This window comes from Ascidiaceihabitans donghaensis, from assembly GCF_900302465.1.
Classification (GTDB): Bacteria; Pseudomonadota; Alphaproteobacteria; order Rhodobacterales; family Rhodobacteraceae; genus Ascidiaceihabitans; species Ascidiaceihabitans donghaensis.
Genome location: NZ_OMOR01000001.1, coordinates 1 through 21,159 on the forward strand (window position 1 = coordinate 1; position 21,159 = coordinate 21,159).

Below are 21,159 nucleotides of genomic sequence, written 5' to 3' on the forward strand. Positions count from 1 at the left end.
AGCGCTGAGACCTTTAAGAATATCAATGGCATAGGCCAGTTGATAATCGTCTTCACGCAACGCCGCCGCAGCTTCTGCCTTTTCACGATCCGCTTCAATCTGGCGGATCTCGTCTTCTGTCAGGCTGCCGCGCAGGTCCGCTTCTGAACGGCTGTTGCGGTTTGTCTCTTCTTCTTCGGTGGCATTCGGATCACGGCGTGGCTGTTCAACCACGATGTCTGGCGATACGCCCAATGCCTGAATAGAACGTCCCGACGGGGTATAGTAACGGGCTGTTGTCAAACGCATGGCACCGTCACTGCGCAGCGGCATTACTGTTTGCACGGACCCTTTGCCGAAGCTTTTGGTCCCCACAACGATAGCGCGTCGGTGGTCTTGCAACGCACCAGCTACAATTTCCGAGGCTGACGCAGAACCGCCATTGATCAAGACAACGATCGGTTTGCCTTCGGCAAGATCACCCAAAGTGGCGTTAAATCGGTCACCTTCTTCAGCAACGCGGCCCCGTGTCGATACGATTTCGCCTTCATCCAGGAAGGAATCCGACACACGGATCGCCTGCGTCAGCAAACCGCCCGGATTGTTGCGCAAATCGATAACGAAGCCGTTCACATTGTCCATGCCGCCCAGCGCTTCGACCTCTTTGGCCAATTTCAGCTCCAACTGCGGTGTCGTTTTGTCGTTGAATGTTGTGACCCGCAAAACAACGGTATCGCCTTGGGTCCGCGCACGCACAGGCTGCAATTCGATGGTGTCGCGAATAATGGACACATCGAAAGGTTCTGTTTCGCCCTCACGCACCACAGTGATGATGATTTCGGAACCCTTTGGCCCACGCATTTTGCCAACCGCTTCATCCAGCGTCAGTCCCAAAAGGGATTCGCCATCGACATGTGTGATGAAATCACCCGCTTCCATGCCAGCTTCATCCGCAGGGGTTCCATCCATCGGCGAGACGACTTTTACAAAGCCCTCTTCTTGTGTCACTTCGATGCCAAGGCCGCCGAATTCGCCCCGCGTCTGTACGCGCATGGCAGCCGCATCTTTAGGCGACAAATAGCTGGAATGCGGATCAAGCGATTTCAGCATGCCATCGATGGCAGCTTCAATCAGCTCTTCTGAATCGACCTCTTCCACATATTGGGCGCGGATGCGTTCAAAAATGTCCCCAAACAGATCCAGCTGCTCGTATACATTTGCTTTGCTTTCGCTTTCTTGTGCCAACAATGGGCCCGCCACTTGGGTCGTTGCCACAACCCCGGCCAAAGTGCCGCCCAGCGCGGCCATCACAAACTTCTTCACGATTTATCCATCCTTATCGGTGCGGAACCAGTTTTTGGGATCCTGTGGAATGTTATCTTGTCTTACTTCTATATAGAGCGTTTCTGACGCCGCATTGCCAGCCCCATCACCATCTGTTGACGCGGATGTGTCAGTTTGCGTGGCAGAGATGCCGCCCATAAGTCCCAAAGGCGTACCTTCGCCAATCACCTGCCCCGCCGCGCCGTACACCGTGGCAAGCCCGGCCACTACAAAAAGCGTGTCGGTGCGCGGCTCCAGGATCACTACGTTTCCAAAGTCCAGCAACGGCCCCACATATCGCAATGTCGCTGCAGTGGGCGCTGTCACTAGCGCCCCGGGCCGTGTCGCCACGATAATCCCTGGACGGATAATGCCCGCGGCATCTGGTTCATTTGCCCCCCGCAAAACAATGCCCTGCACGGGCAGGGGCAACCCGCCAATCCGGTCATCAAGCGGAGGCAGCGTCAGTGGCTCTTCCCCTTCCGTGATCTGCGACAACCCACCGGCAAACGCATCCAAGGTTTCTGTGGTCGAAATCAGGATTGCGGTGCGCACCGGATCGGCGGTGAAACGTGTCGGCAAATCCGTACGCTCCGCCATTGCACGGTTCAAACGTACACGCGCCTTTTGAACCTCGGACAACCCCAATTGTAGCTGATCCGCTGCATCCTGTTGAAGCATCCGCAATGCCTGCACATCTTCCAAATCTGTACGCAACTGAGCCGCGCGTGCGTTCAACGTTGGCGTCAATTCAGCAAGCAGCATACCTGCACGCGCTGTGCCCGTTGGCCCTTGAGGGTGGAAAAATACCGTGGGTTCTGTGTTTCCGCCCATGGATTGCAACACGCCCAGCAATTGCGCCACTTCACCATCTCGGGATCTCAACTGGCGTGAAAGCTGGTCTTCGCGCACTGTGGCTTGTCGCAGCCCCGATCGCATCGCACCCAAACCTAATTCATAGGCGCGGATCGTTTGCGTCAAGGCTTTGACACGGTCGCGGGCTTTGTCCGCTTTGTCCAACTGGGTCGCTGCCGCACTCAGCATGACGGCTGCTTCGCGGGCCTGAGCCCCTGCATCCGCTTGCGCAAACCCATGCACAGGCAAACCCAACATCACACACAATATGGCAGCAAATTTCATGAGATCAGGCAATTCCCGGTCATTTCAGACGGTATCTTCATGCCCATCATATGCAGCAATGTGGGCGCAAGGTCACCCAACTTGCCCGACGTCAGCGTCACATCGCCCATACCCACCACTGCCACTGGCACCGGATTTAGGGTATGCGCTGTGTGCGGACCACCTGTATCGGGATCAATCATCGTTTCACAATTGCCATGGTCGGCACAAATGATCATCGCTCCGCCCACTGCTGTCAGCGCTTTCATGACGCGTCCCAGCCCTTCATCCACGGCTTCACACGCTTTGATAGCTGCCTGCAGATCCCCTGTGTGTCCCACCATATCGGGGTTCGCGTAGTTTGTGACAATCAGATCGTACTTTTCTTCGATGGCTTGCACAAACCGGTCAGTTACATCTGGCGCAGACATTTCAGGCTGCTTGTCATACGTCGCCACATTGGGGGATTTGGGCATGTGGCGATCTTCGCCCTTGGCAGGCGCCTCGGCACCCCCATTCAAAAAGAACGTCACATGGGGGTATTTTTCCGTTTCCGCCAAACGAAATTGCGTCTTGCCGTGCTCTGCCACCCACGCCCCGAGCGTGTTTGCGATGTCCTGTTTTGGGAATGCCGTTGTCATGAAGGCATCATGCGCCTCTGAATAATCCACCATTCCAAGCAATGCTGATAACTTTGGGCGGCTTGTCACGTCAAAAGCATCAAAGGCGGGATCACCAATAGCTGACAGGATTTCACGGGCGCGGTCGGCGCGAAAGTTCAGGAAAAAGACCCCATCGCCATCTTTCATACCTGTGTAACCTTCAACGACAAACGGTTCGATAAATTCATCGGTCTGATCAAGATCATAGCATGTGGCAACGCCGTCTTGTGCGTCTTGCAAAATGTCTCCATCCGCCAGAACCATCGTGCGCCATGCTTTTTCCACACGCGCCCAGCGGTTGTCACGGTCCAGTGCAAAGTAACGGCCTGAAACCGTGGCGATATAGGCCCCTTTTGGCAAAGATTTTTCAACTTCTAGAATGTCGTGAAACGCTTGGGTCGGGGCGACATCGCGGCCATCTGTAATGACGTGGACTGCAACGGGCACGCTGTTGTCGGTTAGTAGCTTTGCGGCAGCCAACATATGGTTTTGATGCGCATGAACCCCGCCTTTCGAGGTGAGGCCGATAAGATGCGCTGTGCCCGCACTGGATTGAAGTTTGCGTGCAAAGTCCAAAATGGCCACGTTGCTGAAAAAGCTACCATCTTCGATGGCCAGATCAATCTGACCCAAATCCATCGCAACGACACGGCCAGCTCCGATGTTGGTGTGACCCACTTCCGAATTTCCCATTTGGCCACTTGGCAAACCCACGTCCGGCCCATGTGTAACCAGGGTCGCATTAGGACATGTTGCCATTATGTGATCCATAACTGGCGTTTTGGCTTGCGCGGGGGCGTTGCCTTCTGGGGTGTCGGACAAACCCCATCCATCGAGAATACAAAGAACGACAGGCTTTGGAATGTTCATCGGCAGTCCTCTGGTCTGATTTTGCATTGTTTTAACGGCTGTTTTACTTGGGGTGAAGGGCGTTTCGGGGGCTTTGCCACGGCCTGCAGTCTCTGCAGGATATTTATAGGAAAAAGGCAGCAATGATCTTGTATTCCTTCTTTGTCTTTTCTGAAAAATCCCCCCCCAGAGGGTAAGGAAATTTGATCCTGAATCTAATGATTTTCATGAATTTCAGGGGTTAGTATTTCGCGCAGCAGCGCCACAGGATGGGCTTTAAGGGTCAAACGCATAGCAACATAATCTTCAACGACGTCCTCGCCCAATGTCATATCGGGCAAATGTGCGCTTGGTTCAAAAATCGCCTCACCGTCGATATCACCATCGAACAATGGCAGGGTCGGACCCGGCGCCAACGCCTTGGCTTCCCACAAGGCCTCGCGGCGTTTAATGTCGAGACTGGCAAAGGCGTCTGCCTCTGCCAACTTGGCAATCATTAAGGGGTGTAGCCCTGCTTTTCGCCACACGTCACGCACAGTCGTATACCCGTTGCCGCGGGCGGCAGTCATCCAAGTGGCGTCTTCCTCAGACAGCCCTTTGATCTGTCGAAATCCCAGACGCAACGCCAATCCGCCTGCCTCGTCAGGCTCCATCACGTTGTCCCAGAAGCTGGCATTGATGCACACCGGCCGCACCTGCACTCCGTGCTCTCGCGCATCTCGCACGATCTGGGCCGGCGCATAAAACCCCATGGGCTGGCTGTTCAAAAGCGCACAAGCAAATATGCCCGGGTGGTGACATTTGATCCAGGCACTTGCATAGACCAGCAACGCAAAGCTGGCTGCGTGGCTTTCGGGAAACCCGTAGCTGCCAAACCCCTCAATCTGTGAAAAGCAACGTTCCGCAAAATCTGCTTCATACCCGTTTTTCAGCATTCCCCGCAAAAACAACGTCCGGAATTCACTGACGTTTCCGTGTTTTTTGAATGTGGCCAGAGACCGCCGCAACCTGTCCGCTTGATCGGGTGTGAACCCCGCCCCCACGATGGCAATCTGCATCGCCTGTTCCTGAAACAGTGGCACGCCCAGCGTTTTACCCAACACGTCGCCCAGCGCATCTGATGGAAAGCTGATCTGCTCTTCCCCGTTTCTACGCCGAATGAAAGGATGTACCATATCGCCCTGAATAGGTCCTGGCCGTATGATCGCCACTTCAATCACCAGATCATAAAAACAACGCGGCTTCATGCGGGGCAAAAAGTTCATTTGCGCCCGACTTTCCACCTGAAACACACCAACACTGTCTGCACGACACAGCATATCGTAGGTTTGCGGATCTTCAGGCGGCAATGTGGCCAATGTGTAACTGAGCCTGTGGTGCATATTCATCAAATCAAACGCTTTGCGGATGCACGTCAGCATGCCCAAACTTAAAACATCCACCTTCAGAATGCCCAGCGTATCAATGTCATCTTTGTCCCAGCAGATGACTGTCCGGTCTTCCATGGTGGCGTTTTCCACCGGCACAAGTTCATCCAGACGCCCCTCGGTCACGATGAACCCACCCACATGTTGGCTAAGGTGCCGCGGAAAGCCTTGCACTTCTTCCACCAGTTCCAGCGTTTGCTTCAAACGGCGATCATTGGCGTCCAGCCCGATTTCGGCCATGCGTTCTGCTTCGATTCCCTTCGTTGAGAAAAAGCCCCAAAGCTGCGAAGACATCGCGGAAATTGTATCTTCGCTAAGCCCCATGGCCCGTCCCACTTCACGGATTGCACGCTTGCCCCTGTAGTGGATCACCGTTGCACATAGCCCGGCCCGATGTCGGCCGTAGCGTTTGTAAATATGCTGAATCACCTCCTCGCGCCGTTCATGTTCAAAATCCACATCAATGTCGGGGGGCTCGTCGCGGGCCTCTGAAACGAAGCGCTCAAACACCATTGTGCCGATTTCAGGGGAAACAGATGTGATACCAAGGCAATAACATACCACGGAATTGGCCGCCGAGCCGCGCCCCTGGCACAAAATGTCACGTGAGCGTGCAAAAGCGACGATATCGCGGACGGTCAGAAAATATGGTTCATATTTAAGTTTTGAGATCAGCGTCAACTCATGTTCAAGCAGCCCTTTCACTTTGTCAGATGCCCCTGACGGATAGCGCCAATTCAAACCTTCGTAGGCAAGGCGGCGTAGACGATCAGCGGGCGTTTCAGCCTGCGTGACCTCCGACGGGTATTCATAACGCAGCGCATCCAATGAAAAAGTAAGCGTTCTTGCAAGGGCTTGCGTGCGCACCAAGGCTTCGGGGTCATGGGGGAAATGCTTGGCCAGTTCCGTGGCGCTGCGCAGGCGGTTTTCTGCATTCAAAAGGGCCGCACGACCCAGATTGTCAACGCGGGTTCCGGTCCGAACAGCGGTCAAAACATCCGCCAGTTTTCGTCGGTTGCCGTTGTGCATGATAGGGGCGGCACTCGCAATCGTGGGAATGCCCAACTTTGCAGCTTGATCGTTAAGACGCTGCATGCGCCCCATATCTTGACCGTCATAGTGGGGACGCAACAACAGATGTATTTTCCCTGCAAAGCGGCGCGTCAGCCGGTGCACAGCCTCGACCCAATCACCCGCGCCGGTGTGCCAGTGATGTGCATGGGGCCAGATCAGCAACTGCAAATCTTCAGGGAACGCCTCAAGATCAGACAGGGTCAGGGTGCACGACCCTTTCTTTGCCGCAAGACGCCCTTTGGAAATGATGCGGCACAGGTTACGCCACCCGTTTCGGGTTTGGGGCAAAACCGTCACCGCAGGTCCATCGGTGAACAACAGACGCGCCGCCGGGATCAAACGGGGGGCATTGTAAATAAACGCAAGCGGCGCAGCAGGCAGGTGTGGGGGGCGTGGGGGGCCAATCAAACCATAAACCGCATCCCAATCCAGACGTTCCTGCACCTTACGTCGAATGACACGTGCCTGCGTATGGGCGCGCACGATACCAGCAACCGAATTGTCATCGGCAATGGCAATGCCTTCCATACCCAGAACCGCGGCACGATCCATGTATTCTTCAGGATGAGACGCCCCGGTCAGGAAGGTGAAATTGGATGTAATTGACAGTTCTGAAAACATACGATCACTTAATTGATTCCATTTGTTCTTATTTTGTTCTCATTTAAATTGGCCGTCAACGGCATAGCTCATGTCTTCCTTTCGCTGAAAATATCCCGGGGGAGGCATGTAATGCCGGGGGCAGAGCCCCGTTTTCCTTCCACCCATCCGCACCAGTGCAAGCCAAGAAACGCCATAACACTTGCAAACAACAGTCAGCTTGCCACATAACGAGCAAAACGGACCAGTTCAGCCAAGGATGCACCAATGACCCTGCACGCCCCTGAGACCAAGATTGTCGACAAGATGCGCATTGCTTGCGATGGCGGTGAAGGCGCATTAGGCCATCCGCGCGTCTGGTTGCAAATTCCAGAAACGCAAGGTTGGGTTGAATGCCCGTACTGCGACTGCAAATACATTCATTCGGATTTTGAAGGCAAAGTCTGAGGGCTTTAGCGTTTTTGACAGCGATCGGCCCTGGCGAAAAACCTAGGGACGCGCTGCTTTTAATGCATCCTGAACACAGGCCGTAAGGTCCTTTGTTTCGCCTTCATTGGCCAAAACATACGACAACACCTGATGGCCTGCCCAAAACCGCAGCTTTTCATTGCGGTTTGTCCATCCTTTGCCCGTGGCTGTGCCGGATCGGGAATCGAAATAGGTGTAACGCGCTTCGCCCTTGGCACCGTCATCACAGGTAAATCTGGCGCGGCCTATCCCAAGCGCGTTGCGCCACCACCGCCCCTGACATACCCGGCCAGTGTTTGAAATCGCCGCAACAGGGCCGCTGCGTTGGCCATAACTGCGGCCAACGTAATAGGCGCCTGTCGTTTCAGAGCAGCCCACAAAGGGGACGCAAAACCCTTCATCAAACCGACAATCCGTCGTTTGTGCCGTTGCAGATGTGGCAAAGGGCAAAGCGGTGATTGCAGCGATGATCAGGATGCGGGATACAGGCATAATACTCTCTAACAAACGGGCGGGATGGATATGAGCGAAACACAATTCGGCACCGGATGCCATCTGCATCTGATTGATGGCTCTGCCTTTATCTTCCGCGCCTACCATGCGTTACCGCCGCTGACACGCAAATCCGATGGTCTGCCGATTGGGGCTGTTGCAGGGTTTTGCAACATGTTGCACCGCTACGTTGAAGGAAACACAGGCCCCGATGCACCGACACATGTCGCCGTGATTTTCGACAAAGGCAGCCACACCTTCCGCAACGATATGTATGACCAATACAAAGCCAACCGCGAAGCGATGCCCGAAGACCTGCGCCCGCAAATGCCCCTGACACGCGAAGCGACCAAAGCCTTCAACATCGCGTGCGAAGAAATCGAAGGGTTTGAAGCCGACGATATCATCGCAACCCTCGCCGTGCAGGCCCGCAAGGCAGGCGGCAAATGCACAATCATTTCGTCCGACAAAGACCTGATGCAATTGGTCGGCGATGGCGTGGTGATGCATGATGCTATGAAAAACAAACACATCGACCGCGAAGGCGTGTTTGAAAAGTTCGGCGTCTATCCGGAACGCGTTGTGGATGTGCAGGCCCTTGCAGGGGACAGCGTCGACAACGTGCCCGGCGCCCCCGGCATCGGCATCAAGACCGCGGCATTGCTTATCAACGAATATGGCGATCTGGACGCGCTTCTGGAACGCGCAGGCGAAATCAAACAGCCAAAACGCCGTGAAACCCTGATCAATCACGCCGACCAAATCCGTCTGTCGCGCGATCTGGTCAAGCTGGATGATGCGATGGACTTGCCCTTCCGCTTGGAAGACCTCGAAGTCCTTGATCCCGATCCAGAAGTGCTGATGCCTTTCCTTGCGGAAATGGAATTTCGAACCCTGACAAAGCGCATCGCCGCGCAATTGAATGTTGAAGAACCCGTGATCGAAGACAAGGCCCCCGCGTCGGACGTGCCTGCCCTTGAAGCTGTTCCATTTGATCAAGCGACATACGAACACGTCAGCGATGCCGCCGCACTGCAAACATGGATCGACCTGATTTACACACGCGGGTACGTCGCTGTGGACACCGAAACAACAGGCTTAAATGATATGACCGCTGATTTGGTTGGCGTATCCTTATGCGTTGAAGCCGGTCATGCGTGCTACATCCCTCTAAGTCACAAAGCCGCTGGCGGGGATGATCTGTTTTCAGACGATACGTTGGCTGACGGGCAAATGCCGTTCGATCAATGCTTGAAGATGTTGAAGCCCATGTTGGAAGATCCGTCGATTTTGAAAATCGGCCAGAACATGAAATATGACGCCAAGATATTGGCGCGCCTGAACATTGATGTGGCCCCGATAGACGACACCATGCTGATGTCATACGCCATGCACGCAGGTCTGCATGGGCACGGAATGGATACGTTGTCAGAACGCTATCTTGGACACACACCGATCCCCATCAAACCTTTGCTTGGGTCCGGAAAGTCGGCACGCACATTTGATGCGGTGCCCGTGGCTGAAGCCGTGCCATACGCCGCGGAAGACGCCGACATCACATTGCGTTTGTGGCAGGTGTTCAAACCGTTGCTGCACCAGTCCCAAGTCACCCGTGTTTACGAGACCATGGAACGGCCTTTGGTGCCTGTGTTGACGGGAATGGAACGCTCTGGGATCAAAGTTGACCGCGATACCCTGTCACGCATGTCCAATGCGTTTTCACAGAAAATGGCAGGTCTGGAAGACGAGATTTACGAGATCGTCGGTCGTAAATTCAATGTAGGGTCCCCTGCCCAGTTGGGCGAAATACTGTTTGACGAAATGGGCCTGGAGGGCGGCAAAAAAGGCAAGACCGGCAAATATTCAACCGGCGCAGATGTGCTTGAAGATCTCGCCACAGAACACGAATTGCCGCGACGCGTTTTGGACTGGCGGTCTTTGTCAAAACTGAAATCGACGTACACGGATGCCCTGCAGACCCATATTAACGCTGAAACGGGCCGCGTTCATACGTCGTATTCAATCACAGGCGCATCTACAGGGCGTTTGTCGTCCAACGATCCCAATTTGCAAAACATTCCGATCCGGTCCGAAGAAGGGCGACGCATCCGCGAAGCCTTTGTGGCAGAACAAGGTAAAACACTGGTTGCATTGGATTATTCACAGATTGAGCTGCGGATTTTGGCGCATATCGCGAATATTCCCGCTTTGAAACAAGCCTTTGCGGATGGTCATGACATTCATGCGATGACTGCATCCGAGATGTTCGATGTCCCTTTGGATGAGATGACACCAGACATCCGTCGCCAAGCCAAAGCCATCAACTTTGGGGTGATCTACGGCATCTCCGGCTTTGGTCTGGCACGCAACTTGCGTATTCCGCGATCAGAGGCGCAAGGCTTTATCGACCGCTATTTCGAACGGTTCCCCGGCATCCGGACTTACATGGATGACACAAAGACCTTCGCCAAAGAACATGGTTACGTCCAAACGCTGTTCGGGCGGAAAATCCACACACCAAATATCGGAGCAAAAGGTCCGCAGGCGGGGTTTGCATCACGCGCGGCCATAAATGCCCCCATCCAAGGGACTGCCGCCGACGTGATCCGCCGCGCCATGATCCGCATGCCTTCGGCCATTAAAAACATACCAGCGCAAATGCTGCTACAGGTTCACGATGAACTGCTGTTCGAAGTCGAAGACAGCGCTGTTGACGATCTAATCGGGGCCGCGAAAGACGTGATGGAAAACGCCAACGAACCAATTGTTAAGCTTGACGTGAAACTGACGGTCGATGCGGGGCAAGGCAACAACTGGGCAGAGGCACATTGATGACCAACAACCAAATCAACTTTATCGGTTGGATTCTGTTCGTTCTGTCGGCAATCGGGTTCATCATCGCCAGCGTTGGCCATTTCTGGGCAATGTTCGGGTCGGTTTTCTTTCTCGTTGCGTGTTTGGTCTTCATGATACCGTTTTTCCGAAAGGACGATTGATGCTGGCGCTTGGGCTGGGAATGATTGCAGCCCTTTGCTGGGCCGTGCATGACATATGTGTCCGGTTTGTCAGCCAGTCAGGCGCGATTTATCCAGCGCTTGTGGCGGTCGTGTTATCAGGTACCGTCGCCATGCTTCCACTGACACTTTGGCTTGGCCACTGGGATACTATGACGCGCACGGCTTACGGCCTGAGCGCAGTCAGCGGAGTGTTTTTTACCGTGGCCAGCGTGGGACTTTACAACGCATTCGGGATCGGGCCGGTGCGGCTGGTAGCGCCAATCATCGGGTCTTTCCCCGTGCTATCAGTGGGTTGGGCTGCCTGGAACGGTCAAGCCATTGCAGGCGACCAGTGGGCCGCTATTGCGCTTGTCGTTGGGGGGGTTGGCCTGGTGAGCGTGCTCAGCGATGAAGATGAAAGCAACGGTTCTCAACTCAAAGCCATCATCTGGAGTCTGGTGGCAGCATTCGGTTTTTTCGCAACCTTCGCCACGGGGCAAGCGGCAACTCTTGTGGGGGACGAATTGCCAGTCACTCTTGTCTCGCGGCTGATCGCCGTTGTGCTGCTAACTATGATTTTACTGCGTCAGACTGGCCCAAAAATCCCTGCACGACGCAACTGGCCGCTGCTTGGGGTAATGGGTGTTCTCGACGCCATTGCATTGTCGATGATTATGTCTGCAGGTACATTGGACCGGCCCGAATTTGCAGCTGTGGCTGCATCAACATTTGGCGCGCTCACCATCATCTTGGCTTGGACTTTTTTGAAAGAACGCATGACAGGCGGACAATGGATCGGCGTTGCCCTGACATTCACAGGCATCGGCTACCTCGCCATCTAGCCCGATCTTCTTTTCGCTAAAAATATCCCGGGGGTGTGGGGGCTGGCCCCCACCGGACCCCTGATTAAAAGTCCAGATTTTCCACACTTAATGCGTTCTGCTGAATAAATTCACGGCGTGGTTCAACAACATCACCCATCAACTTGGTGAACAAGTCATCCGCTTCGGCCATGTCTTCGACTTGAACCTGCAAAAGCGTACGGGCATCGGGATCCAAAGTGGTTTCCCAAAGCTGATCCGGGTTCATTTCACCCAAACCTTTATAGCGCTGCAAAGACAGGCCTTTTTCGCCCTCTTCCAAAATCGCGTTCAGAAGATCCATTGGACCGTAAATCGGTTGCGACCGCTCTTTGCGCAACAGCTGTGCGGGTTGGTCGTAAACTTCTTGAAGGCTTTGCGTAAAGCTGCCGGTTTTGCGCGCTTCGCCCGACCTTAACATCGGACCATCAAGCGTGCGGACTTCTTCAACACCACGCAAGATACGCGCCAATCGCATGCCTTTGTCTTGCGTGATCCGGCCTTGCCAGCCTTTTTCATATTCAAGGGCAATCAGGTTCAAACGCGCCGCAACCTTATCTGCAGTGCCCTGCAAATCTGCATCTACAACCCCGGGAACGAAAGCCCCTGCGATTGCAGCCTGCTCAAGGATATGACGCGGATAATGTGTTGGAAAGGCTTGCAAAATGCGCCGCATCTGGCGCGCTTCCTCGACAACACGAACCAAATCTTGGCCCATGATCTCATCACCGTTGCCTTGACGCAGAACGGCACCGTCAATGCCTTGCTGTACCAGATAATCATCCATTTCGGCCTGATCTTTCAAGTACACTTCGGACCTCCCACGTGCCACTTTGTACAAAGGCGGCTGCGCGATATAGAGATGCCCGCGCTCGATCAATTCAGGCATTTGGCGATAGAAGAACGTCAGCAAAAGCGTGCGAATATGCGCGCCATCCACGTCAGCATCGGTCATGATAACGATCTTATGGTAGCGCAATTTGTCGATGTTAAACTCGTCCCGGCCTATACCAGTGCCAAGCGCCATCACCATATTGCCGATCTCTTGTGATCCCAGCATCCGGTCAAAACGTGCCCGTTCAACGTTCAAAATCTTACCTTTAAGCGGCAAAATCGCCTGTGTTTTCCGGTCACGGCCCGTTTGGGCAGAACCACCGGCACTATCACCCTCGACCAAGAAGATTTCAGTGTTCACAGGGTCTTTGTCAGAACAGTCCTTCAGCTTAGAAGACAGAAAATTCATGTCCATCGGGTTCTTGCGCCGTGTCAGATCACGGGCTTTGCGCGCAGCCTCGCGGGCCAATGCGGCCTCGATGATTTTGCCGACAATGATCTTGGCCTCGTTTGGATTTTCCTCGAACCATTCGGCCAGTTTTTCGTTCACAAGCCCCTCAACCGCAGGCCGCACTTCGGAGCTGACCAGCTTGTCCTTGGTCTGGGAAGAGAACTTGGGATCCGGCACTTTCACCGACAACACACAGGTTAAACCTTCGCGCGCATCGTCGCCTGTGAAGCTGACCTTTTCTTTTTTCGCAATCCCAGTGGCCTGAGCGTAGTTATTGATGGTCCGCGTCAGCGCCCCGCGAAAGCCTGCCATATGGGTACCGCCATCGCGCTGCGGAATGTTGTTGGTAAAGGGCAGGACGTTTTCGTGGTAGCTGTCATTCCACCACATCGCGACTTCAACACCAATCTCGTCGCGTTCGCCTGTGATAAAGATCGGTTCCGGCATCACAGACGCTTTGGAGCGGTCGAGATACTTCACAAATTCCTTCACACCGCCTTCGTAGAACAGCTCTGATTCAAGGGGTTCCACAGGGCGCTCATCGCGCAACAAAATCCGCACGCCAGAATTCAGGAAAGCCAATTCCCGCAGACGCTTTTCAAGTGTTTCAAACGAGAATTCGAGGTTCGAAAACGTTTCGGTGGACGCCAAAAAGCGCACTTCCGTGCCGGTTCGGTCACCACATTCACCGACGACGTTCAAATGCTCAACCGTGTCGCCATGGGCAAAACGCGCCACGTGCTCTTTACCGTCACGCCAGATGCGCAGATCCAATTCAACGGACAAGGCATTCACAACGGACACACCCACACCGTGCAAACCGCCGGACACTTTGTAGGAATTGCTGTCGAACTTACCGCCAGCGTGCAACTGGGTCATGATAACCTCGGCGGCAGACACGCCTTCTTCTTCGTGAATACCGACCGGAATTCCCCGCCCGTTATCACTGACAGACACGCTCGAATCCGCATTGATGGTGACGGTTACAATATCCGCGTGACCCGCCAAAGCTTCGTCGATGCCATTGTCCACGACCTCATAGACCATATGGTGCAAACCGGACCCGTCATCGGTGTCGCCGATGTACATACCAGGACGCTTCCTAACAGCCTCTAACCCCTTGAGAACTTTAATGGAATCGGCACCATATTCTTCGGAGCTTTGCTCGTTTTCAGACATGCCTGAACACCTTTGTTATTTCCCTGTTTTATACGCCGTTTTCGGGGGTATGTCACGGCTTTGACACAAGATTTTGTGTCAGAACACTGCAATGATCAAACCGACAAAAATCAGTGCAAGACCAGACGTCAGATTGATTGTCTTCAGGGTTTCGGGCCGCGTGATAAAGCCACGCATGTGACCCACAAACGCTGCCATCAACACATTGCCGGCAAATGGCACAGCAACTGAAACAGCGATGATCACCACCACATCCACCCACGTCACTGTGCGCAGATCGAAGAACCCGGGAAGCACGCCCATGTAAAACAAAACCGCCTTTGGGTTGCCCAAAATCGTAACCACACCGGCCAGAAAACCGGACCACATTCCGGGACGCGTTAACTTTGAGTTGGTTGAAATCGATGCCCCTGCATGGCGGATCAATGCGTAGCCCATAATCAGAAAAACGCCACACGCCACCCACCGCAGTATCAGCATAAAGCTGTCGAACACGGATAATATCCACGCAATCCCAAGCACCGCGATCAACGGCCAAATGATGTCCCCAACGGCCACCCCGAACGCGAGCGGCCAAGCGGCATGAAAGCCCCCTGATAGACCGCGTGCGATCAACGCCAGCCACACAGGACCGGGCGTCAAAAACAAGATCACCAATGCGCCACAATACAACAGCAGGTCAGCAGGGTTTAACGTCATGTCTGGGCAACTGATGACGTGCCGTTGTCTTCGGACACAAATAGGTATTGGGCGCGATCCCCCATGGCGTCAAACAGCTCCAGATCGGTGCCTGTCATCCAGGCTTGCGCACCCAAGGCGACAATTTCATCGTAAAGCGCAGCACGCCGGTTTGCATCCAGATGGGCCGCGACCTCATCCAGCAAAAGCAACGGCGGGGCCCCAAAATCTTGTGCCAAGGCACGGGCATTAGACAATATCAAAGACACAAGCAGTGCCTTTTGTTCACCTGTTGAGCAGTCTTTTGCGGCAACACCCTTAGACGCATAGGTCCCGATTAAATCGGCACGGTGGGGGCCAATCAACGTGCGCCCGGCAGAAAGATCACGCATACGGTTTTCGGCAAATGCCGTACGCAAATCCGTTTCAGACGTGGGCAAACGAATGTCGGGGTGCGTCAGCTCCAGCGATGCATGCGGGAAAGACGTTTCGGCATCACATTGAGCTGCCTCAAGCTTTTCCAATGCCGCGACCCGGTTGGCATGTATCGCAGCTCCGGCGTCGGCCATCTTCGCCTCTAAAGCAGCATACCAGGAAGGGTCGCGCACCATATCTTTCAGCAAACGGTTCCGTTCGCGCATGGCTTTGTCATAGGCCAACGACAGCTCTGCATGTTTTGGCTCAAAACTTAGGGTCATACGGTCCAAAAACCGCCGCCGTCCCTCTGCACCCTCAATCCACAAACGGTCCATAGACGGTATCAACCACAATACCCGAGCAATGCGGCCCAAGGCGGTTTGCGGTGCGGGCTTTTCGTCGATTTTCACCTGACGTGCTGCACCAGACTGGGATGTGATTTCGATTTCATGGATTTGTTGCAAAGATTGCAAAACGCCGCTGATTTTCCAACCCAGCGCTTCGGGTCTGCGTGCCATGTCCTCAGCTGAGGCACGGCGTAAACCACGACCAGGCGACAACAGGGAAACGGCTTCAAGGATGTTTGTTTTACCTGCACCGTTCGGGCCGTAGATGGCAACAGGACGGGCGTCCGGTTCGACGTGCGCGATTTTGTGGGATCGGAAATGCGAAACTTTTAAAGAAGACAGAAACAGTGACATACCGCCCCCCTTCTTTTCGCTCTAAATATCCCCGCCGGAGGCAAGAAAACTCTTAAACACGCATCGGCATGACAACATAGACGGCACTTGTGTCGTTGCCTTCCCGCATCAAAGTCGGATCACCCGAGGAATTGAACATAAACACCGCGTTTTCACGATCAACTTGGCTGGCAATTTCCAGCAAGTATTTGGCATTAAATCCAATTTCCAAACGCTCATCACCGTATGCGACGGCCAGCTCTTCTTCGGCGGCGCCACTGTCGGGTGCATTTACCGACAAGATCAAACGGTCTTCGTCCAACTGCAGCTTAACGGCACGGGACCGTTCAGACGAAACAGTGGCAACGCGATCAACAGCCTTCGCAAAGTCAGCAGCGTCCACTTCCAGTTTCCGCGTGTTGCCTTGCGGAATAACGCGCGTGTAATCAGGGAAAGTGCCGTCAATGACCTTGGAGGTCAGCGTAATGTTCGGCGTGGCAAAGCGCACTTTGGTCTCGGACACAGATACGGCGATTTTCATATCGTCGTCGTCTAATAGTTTGCGCAACTCGCCAACAGTTTTGCGCGGAACAATCACACCGGGCATGTCCATGGCGCCTTCAGGCAAGTCACTGTCAATTCGGGCAAGACGGTGACCATCTGTTGCGACACATCGCAACACCTTGCCGCCATCGGCCTCGGACACATGCATGTAAACACCGTTTAGGTAGTACCGTGTTTCTTCGGTTGAGATCGCAAATTTCGACTTGTCGAACAAGCGTCGCAGCTTTGGAGCTTCGATAGAAAAGTTCGATGCATATTCAGACGATGCCATGACCGGGAAATCTTCGCGCGGCAATGTCGCCAGCGAAAAGTTGGACCGGCCAGCTTCGACGGTCAAACGCCCGGATGCGGCGTCTGCGGTCAAAGTCACTTGTGCCCCGTCCGGAAGCTTGCGCACGATTTCGTGCAACGTTGTCGCGGCTACAGTCGTAGCGCCCGCGCGTTCCACCATGGCAGGTGCTTTGTCCACCACTTCGATATCAAGGTCCGTGGCGCGAAAGGAGACATCGTTGCCTTCCGCTTCAATCAGCACATTTGCCAAAATCGGAATCGTGTTGCGCCGTTCGACCACAGATTGTGCCTGTGATACTGCTTTCAGCAGGTCTGCGCGTTCGATACTGATTTTCATATGCTCTCTCCCATCCGAAGTGCCGGGACAGGCAAGGTACCCTGTTCCACCATATTCTCAAGCGTTATTTGCTTGTGCGGCGCTTTCAGGAAAGGGTCAAGGGGCACGTCACCGGCATTCACAATTCCCCGGCTCCAAACATCTGAACCGGGCCCTTAATTTTGAATCTGCTGGTTCGCTAAACGGCGCGCCAAATCGGGCTTTTGTTCAATTCATCTAGGACCTGGTCGATGTAGCCACGCAACGCAAAGTCTGCTTTGGGTACCAGTACATGCCGCGTGTAGGACGAGTGCGGCGTGGATGCAAAATGGATCATATCCGTTAGCGCAAGCTTTCGGGTAAAATAGTCCGCAGCGGACCGCGCAAGGATCGCCACACGCCCCCGACCCGTCGAAATAAATTGTACTGCACTGCTTTCGGCATGCAGATCTTTGCGCGTCATCAATCCCTCTTGCACCAATTCATCGACGCCGATGTAGCGATGCCCTTCAATTCCTACAAGCTCCATTCCCAATAAGGATTGCGGGCCAGTGTATTCAATTGGATCATCAACACGGGACATCACGACGCTGGAATCGGATGTAATCTTGGACGACCACAGATATTTGGTTTCCTCTTTGTCCCCAAACCAAACCGGATTGGCCCAGAACACAATGCCCTCTGCGCCATCGGCCATTTGCCGGTTCAAACGTGCTCGTGGCAGGACCTCGACGACAAAGTCATGTTGACCGTCTGATCTAACTGTCAGTTCCCGTGCGAAATCGTAGCTAAGACCTGACTGGGTATCCACATCGATAACAAAGGGCGGAAAATTGTGGTATACCCAAACACGCACAGTTTCAGCTTGTGCTGCCTTGATCGAAAACACCATCACCCCAAGGGCTACAAAAACAGTGGCAGCCATCCTGACCAGTCCATGCGCCAACAACAGGTGAAGGGGCGGCGTCATACTGCCAATCCAATCAAACCGATGCCACAATCACAAAACATGGGGCAATCGTTACATGGTTTATCTGAATTGTCTATGAACAGCGCCTACCAATGAAATAGGTTAAAACCACGCTGACGCGACACACAGCGCACCGCGTCATAACCAAACGGTCAACACCGTGTCGTTATGCCTCCAAGGCGCGACGCAGCAATTCCAGATCTTCAGCAATCTGACCATCTGCCACTTTCAATTCTTCGATACGCTTCACGCCATGCATAACGGTTGTGTGGTCCCGCCCTCCAAAACGACGGCCAATTTCTGGCAAAGACCGGCTTGTGAGATGCTTGGACAGATACATCGCCACTTGTCGCGGCCGCGCGTAGCTGCGCAAACGCTTGGGGCCAATCATGTCGGACATTCGAATGTTGTAATGTTCAGACACACGGCGTTGGATTTCCTCGACCGTGATTTTGCGTTCCGAGGCACGCAACACATCAGCCAGACAGTCTTGCGTCAGCTCCATGTTGATTTCCCGCCCGACCAATGACGCGAACGCAAACAGCCGTGTCAGCGCACCTTCCAGAACACGAACATTGGTTGAAATGCGGTGCGCCAGAAATTCCAGTACGCCTGATGCGACTTCTAGGTCGGGGTAGTTCAGCTGCTGCATTTCAACTTTGCTTTGCAGAATACCAAGGCGCAGCTCGTAGTCTGTGGGGTGCAGGTCCACAACCAAACCGCACTGCAAACGCGACTTTACGCGTTCCTCAAGGCCGGTGATTTCACCAGGGGCCCGATCCGCAGAAATGATGATTTGTTTGTTCTGATCCACAAGCGCGTTGAAGGTGTGGAAGAATTCTTCTTGCGTGCTGTCTTTGCCTGCAATGAATTGCACATCATCGACCATCAAGACATCGACGGACCGGAAGATTTCCTTGAAGTCCATCATTTTGCGTTCACGCAGGGATTGCACGAAGCGATACATAAATTGTTCGGCCGACAGATACATCACGTTCAGGTCGGGGCGATTTGTTTGCAGGTCCCACGCGATGGCGTGCATCAGGTGCGTTTTGCCCAACCCGACACCGCCATACAGAAACAGGGGGTTGAAGGTGACAGGACCACCTTCACCAACACGTTTGGCCGCGGCGTGGGCCAGTTCGTTAGGCTTGCCGACAACGAAGCGTTCAAAGGTAAAACGCTTGTCCAACGATGCTGTTTGCACAAAGCTAGAAGCCTCAGGCTTGGCTGCAGTTGCCGGCGCCGATGACGTGACGGCGGCTGTAGACGGTGCAGGACGATCTTTGACGTTGGCTGGAACGCTAAAACTGAGGCGGCGCACCGATGGTTCTTCAGATTTCAAAATATGCAAAATCGCATCTGAAAAATTCTGGCTGACATAGTTGCCGATAAAATTGGTAGGAACGTGAAATGTGGCGATATCGTCGTTTATGCAATCCAGCGTCATGGGTTTGATCCATGTAGAGAAGTTGTTTTGACCTAATGTCTTCTCAAGCTGTGTGCGCAGAACCGCCCATTCATCCCGTGTCATAGTATTCCTACCGTCCATCTTATTTTACCTGCCCCAACCCCGTCGTTGCGCGGTCGGCACTTCCAAATTCACGCGCACCTCACGAACAATAACGCATCGCCCCGTTCCCGAAGAAACAGGCCAAATCCGTCCCGGACAATTTTATAGACAGAGCACAAACGATACGTGAATCCATTGACGGTTCACATTACTATCGCGTGCTTTGTGCACAGTATTGCAGACAGGTCATAGCCGCTAGCACAGCCATTGCAGACACCGGAAAGAGCGTCCCAGCCCCGTCCCGGTTTCGCACCATCCACGACTTCGAAAAGTCTGCATTTGGATGCGAACCGTCCCCCCAGAAGTTCAGCGAAGTGAATCGCTTGGCCCTTTGGTAGCAACAACCCAAGCGGCCCGGCAACAGACCTTTGGTGTTGACTCAGAGATTCATATTCTCCGAATCTAGAGCCCGTGTTTTTTGGTCACAGCAACGAAAAAGGCGCCGCTGTATGCGACGCCTTTTCTATCAGATGTTTAGCGTGAACCTGTCTAAAGGATACGACAGATTTAGCGTATTTTAGCCGATTGCTTTGACACGTGCGCTTAGGCGCGACATTTTACGTGAAGCTGTGTTTTTGTGGTACACGCCCTTGGTCACGCCGCGCATCAACTCAGGCTGAGCAGCTTGCAGGGCTTTGTTTGCGGCTTCTTTGTCGCCGGAAGCGATTGCTTCTTCAACAGTGCGCAGGAATGTACGGATGCGCGAGCGACGCGCTTTGTTGACTTGAAAACGTGCTTCGTTTTGACGTGCGCGTTTCTTCGCTTGAGGCGTATTTGCCATGATTATCTCGTCCCGTGATTTTGATCGGTGCGGTAGGTATGTGCAGCCATGGGCTGCGATGAAGTCGCGTCTTTAGGCCCGCTTAGTGGATGAGTCAACCTTATTTCCGTTCAGGCTAAGCGCCCGCGCTAAAATCCCCAACCCCGTCGTGGATCGATCCTTTGTCAACCTTAGCGTGAAGAACGTATAAAATCACTTTTCGCTATTGGCATCAGCATTTTTTAACTTACACCGAAAGAACACTAAAATTTTGTCGTGGAATATTTATGACAGTACGCGTCTTCGCATTAACAACTCTGAACCCAAACCAAACCGAAGCCCTAAGCACATACATGGCGACCACATCACCGTTGCTCGAACAGGCAAAGGCGCGCGTGGTCCAGACCTATACAATCGCATCCACAATGATCGGTGCAACGGTCCCCAACACAATCACAATCGTTGAATATCCTGACATGGATGCCGTCAACTCAGTGTTTCAAAGTGCCGAATACGGGCTGCTCAGGGAAATACGTGCCCAGGCCTTTTCCAACTACCAAATCGCGATTCTGGCCGATTAGTTTCGGTCGCTCGCAG

At 53.7% G+C, this 21,159-nt stretch carries 17 protein-coding genes; 5 read left to right on the forward strand and 12 right to left on the reverse strand.

Annotated elements, in window-relative coordinates:
• The 4 genes from ASD8599_RS00005 to ASD8599_RS00020 all read right to left on the reverse strand — a co-directional run.
• Nucleotides 1-1,302 (reverse strand): S41 family peptidase (locus tag ASD8599_RS00005; RefSeq protein ID WP_108826633.1); only part of this gene is annotated, 1,302 nt, incomplete at its 3' end.
• Between the two features lie 3 nt (nt 1,303-1,305).
• Nucleotides 1,306-2,442: a murein hydrolase activator EnvC family protein gene (locus ASD8599_RS00010; RefSeq protein WP_108826634.1), complete on the reverse strand. Its 1,137-nt coding sequence runs from the start codon at nt 2,440-2,442 to the stop codon at nt 1,306-1,308.
• Nucleotides 2,439-3,953 carry a 2,3-bisphosphoglycerate-independent phosphoglycerate mutase gene (gene gpmI, locus ASD8599_RS00015; protein ID WP_108829923.1) on the reverse strand — a complete coding sequence of 505 codons (1,515 nt, stop codon included), beginning with the start codon at nt 3,951-3,953 and terminating at the stop codon, nt 2,439-2,441. Before gpmI ends, ASD8599_RS00010 begins: the two co-directional genes overlap by 4 nt.
• A gap of 194 nt (nt 3,954-4,147) precedes the next feature.
• A complete protein-coding gene (locus tag ASD8599_RS00020) occupies nt 4,148-7,054 on the reverse strand; it encodes an error-prone DNA polymerase (RefSeq protein WP_108826635.1) in 2,907 nt (968 codons plus the stop codon).
• Between the two features lie 246 nt (nt 7,055-7,300).
• Between ASD8599_RS00020 and ASD8599_RS00025 the strand changes: the two genes are divergently transcribed.
• Nucleotides 7,301-7,480, forward strand: a complete 180-nt coding sequence (locus ASD8599_RS00025) for a zinc-finger domain-containing protein (RefSeq protein ID WP_108826636.1) — start codon at nt 7,301-7,303, stop codon at nt 7,478-7,480.
• A gap of 42 nt (nt 7,481-7,522) precedes the next feature.
• Here ASD8599_RS00025 and ASD8599_RS00030 read toward each other — a convergent pair whose 3' ends face one another.
• The gene (locus ASD8599_RS00030; RefSeq protein WP_108826637.1) at nt 7,523-7,993 is read right to left on the reverse strand and encodes a hypothetical protein; all 471 of its coding nucleotides are present in this window, start codon (nt 7,991-7,993) and stop codon (nt 7,523-7,525) included.
• A gap of 30 nt (nt 7,994-8,023) precedes the next feature.
• Between ASD8599_RS00030 and polA the strand changes: the two genes are divergently transcribed.
• From polA to ASD8599_RS00045, 3 genes are read left to right on the forward strand one after another with little or no spacing between them, the layout of a single operon-like run.
• A complete protein-coding gene (gene polA, locus ASD8599_RS00035) occupies nt 8,024-10,825 on the forward strand; it encodes a DNA polymerase I (RefSeq protein ID WP_108826638.1) in 2,802 nt (933 codons plus the stop codon).
• Nucleotides 10,825-10,989: a cytochrome oxidase subunit III gene (locus ASD8599_RS00040; protein ID WP_108826639.1), complete on the forward strand. Its 165-nt coding sequence runs from the start codon at nt 10,825-10,827 to the stop codon at nt 10,987-10,989. Before polA ends, ASD8599_RS00040 begins: the two co-directional genes overlap by 1 nt.
• Nucleotides 10,989-11,831 (forward strand): DMT family transporter, encoded by an 843-nt coding sequence (locus tag ASD8599_RS00045; protein WP_108826640.1) that lies wholly within the window; start codon nt 10,989-10,991, stop codon nt 11,829-11,831. Before ASD8599_RS00040 ends, ASD8599_RS00045 begins: the two co-directional genes overlap by 1 nt.
• Before the next feature lie 64 nt (nt 11,832-11,895).
• Here ASD8599_RS00045 and gyrB read toward each other — a convergent pair whose 3' ends face one another.
• From gyrB to rpsT, 7 genes are all read right to left on the reverse strand, one after another.
• Nucleotides 11,896-14,313 carry a DNA topoisomerase (ATP-hydrolyzing) subunit B gene (gene gyrB, locus ASD8599_RS00050; protein WP_108826641.1) on the reverse strand — a complete coding sequence of 806 codons (2,418 nt, stop codon included), beginning with the start codon at nt 14,311-14,313 and terminating at the stop codon, nt 11,896-11,898.
• A 78-nt stretch (nt 14,314-14,391) separates the two neighbouring features.
• Nucleotides 14,392-15,012, reverse strand: a complete 621-nt coding sequence (locus ASD8599_RS00055) for a LysE family translocator (RefSeq protein ID WP_108826642.1) — start codon at nt 15,010-15,012, stop codon at nt 14,392-14,394.
• Nucleotides 15,009-16,109, reverse strand: coding sequence for a DNA replication/repair protein RecF (gene recF / locus ASD8599_RS00060; RefSeq protein ID WP_108826643.1), 1,101 nt, complete (start codon nt 16,107-16,109; stop codon nt 15,009-15,011). The genes ASD8599_RS00055 and recF overlap by 4 nt, the downstream gene beginning before the upstream one ends.
• A gap of 52 nt (nt 16,110-16,161) precedes the next feature.
• Nucleotides 16,162-17,280 carry a DNA polymerase III subunit beta gene (dnaN, locus tag ASD8599_RS00065; RefSeq protein ID WP_108826644.1) on the reverse strand — a complete coding sequence of 373 codons (1,119 nt, stop codon included), beginning with the start codon at nt 17,278-17,280 and terminating at the stop codon, nt 16,162-16,164.
• A 178-nt stretch (nt 17,281-17,458) separates the two neighbouring features.
• Nucleotides 17,459-18,184 (reverse strand): type 2 periplasmic-binding domain-containing protein, encoded by a 726-nt coding sequence (locus ASD8599_RS00070; RefSeq protein ID WP_146188170.1) that lies wholly within the window; start codon nt 18,182-18,184, stop codon nt 17,459-17,461.
• Between the two features lie 211 nt (nt 18,185-18,395).
• Complete coding sequence (gene dnaA, locus ASD8599_RS00075) at nt 18,396-19,763, reverse strand: chromosomal replication initiator protein DnaA (protein ID WP_108826646.1); 1,368 nt, start codon at nt 19,761-19,763, stop codon at nt 18,396-18,398.
• 556 nt (nt 19,764-20,319) lie between these two features.
• On the reverse strand, nt 20,320-20,583 hold the full coding sequence (gene rpsT / locus ASD8599_RS00080; protein ID WP_108826647.1) for a 30S ribosomal protein S20: 264 nt from the start codon (nt 20,581-20,583) through the stop codon (nt 20,320-20,322).
• A gap of 266 nt (nt 20,584-20,849) precedes the next feature.
• Here rpsT and ASD8599_RS00085 point away from each other — a divergent pair, with 266 nt between their 5' ends.
• The gene (locus tag ASD8599_RS00085) at nt 20,850-21,143 is read left to right on the forward strand and encodes a DUF1330 domain-containing protein (RefSeq protein WP_108826648.1); all 294 of its coding nucleotides are present in this window, start codon (nt 20,850-20,852) and stop codon (nt 21,141-21,143) included.
• Nucleotides 21,144-21,159: the final 16 nt, after the last annotated feature.